The 1,648-nt window shown below is 75.8% G+C and carries 1 protein-coding gene; it reads right to left on the bottom strand.

The window, feature by feature from the left end; translation table 11 throughout:
• The coding region (locus L7D48_RS28650; protein WP_237883997.1) for a molybdopterin oxidoreductase family protein at positions 1-1,647 on the bottom strand (1,647 nt) is incomplete at its 3' end.
• Position 1,648: the final 1 nt, after the last annotated feature.

Below are 1,648 nucleotides of genomic sequence, written 5' to 3'. Positions count from 1 at the left end.
GGTGGCGAAACGGTCCAGGAACAGGCGCGGGGTGCCGGGGTGAGGGGAGGGGGAGCGGTCCACCGCCGGGTCGTCGGCCTCGTCCGTACCCGGGACCTTTGGGCACGGCCAGAAGACCCCGTCCTCCTCGGCGATACGGCGGTAGGTGATCCCCGAGTAGTCCGCCGGGCCCCCGGCCGAGGCCCGCCGCAACTCCTCGAACACCTCCTCCGGATCGGCGGGAAAGCCCTTCTCCCAGCCCAGCCGCGCCGCCAGCGCGTTCAGCACCTCCAGATCGGTGCGCACCCCGGGCGGGGCGTCCAGGGCCTTGCGGCGCAGCAGCACCCGGCCCTCCAGGCTGGTCGTCGTGCCCGTCTCCTCCGCCCACTGCGCCACCGGCAGCACCACGTCCGCCAGCGCGGCCGTCTCCGACAGCACCACGTCGCACACCGCCAGGAAGTCCAGCGACCGCAGCCGCCGCTCCACATGGGCGGCACGCGGAGCGGAGACCACCGGATTGGAACCTGTCAGCAGCAGGGCGCGCACATCGCGGCCGAGCGCGTCCAGCAGCTCGTACGCGCTGCGCCCCGGTCCCGGCAGCACACCGGGGTCCACACCCCACACCCGCGCCACGTGCTCGCGCGCCGCCGGGTCGTCCAGCCTGCGGTAGCCGGGCAGCTGGTCGGCCTTCTGGCCGTGCTCGCGCCCGCCCTGGCCGTTGCCCTGCCCGGTCAGGCAGCCGTAGCCGGACAGCGGGCGTCCCGCCCGGCCGGTGGCCAGGCACAGGTTGATCCAGGCGCCGACGGTGTCGGTGCCCTTGGACTGCTGCTCGGGCCCGCGCGCGGTGAGCACCATCGACGACTCCGCGTCGCAGAACAGCGCCACCGCCTCGCGCAGCGCGGGCACCGGCACCCCGGTGATCCGCTCCACCAGCTCCGGCCAGTGCGCCATCGCCGCCGCGCGCGCCTCCTCCCAGCCGCTGGTGCGCGCCGCCACGAAGCCGGTGTCCACCCGCCCCTCGGCCACCACCAGGTGCAGCATGCCCAGGGCGAGAGCCAGGTCCGTGCCGGGGCGCGGGGCCAGGTGCAGGTCGGCGTGCTCGGCGGTACGGGTGCGGCGGGGGTCGATCACGATCAGCTTCCCGCCCCGCTCGCGCAGTTCGGTGAAGTAGCGCAGGGCGGGCGGCATGGTGTCGGCGGGGTTGGCGCCCACCAGGATCACGCAGCCGGTGCGCGCGACGTCCGCCAGCGGGAAGGGCAGCCCCCGGTCCAGCCCGAACGCCCTGTTCAGGGCGGCGGCGGCCGAGGACATGCAGAACCGGCCGTTGTAGTCGATCTGGGAGGTGCCCAGCACCAGCCGGGCGAACTTGCCCAGCGCGTACGCCTTCTCGTTCGTCAGCCCGCCTCCGCCGAACACCCCCACCGCGTCCGCCCCGTGAGCGGACCGGGTGTCCGACAGCCCCGCCGCGACGCGGTCCAGCGCCTCGTCCCAGCCGGCCGGCTCCAGCGGCCCGCCGGCGCGGCGCCGCACCAGCGGCCCGGTCAGCCGCACCCGGGAGGAGAGGACGGCCGGGGCTGTGCGGCCCTTGCCGCACAGCGCGCCCCGGTTGACGTCGAACGCGGTGCGCTCGACCACCTCGACCCCCTCCCCGCCCCCGGTGGGGCGCAGC

It is taken from the genome of Streptomyces sp. ICN903, from assembly GCF_022015835.1.
Taxonomy (GTDB): Bacteria; Actinomycetota; Actinomycetes; order Streptomycetales; family Streptomycetaceae; genus Streptomyces; species Streptomyces fenghuangensis.
This window is presented reverse-complemented; position numbering and strand designations above follow the sequence as displayed.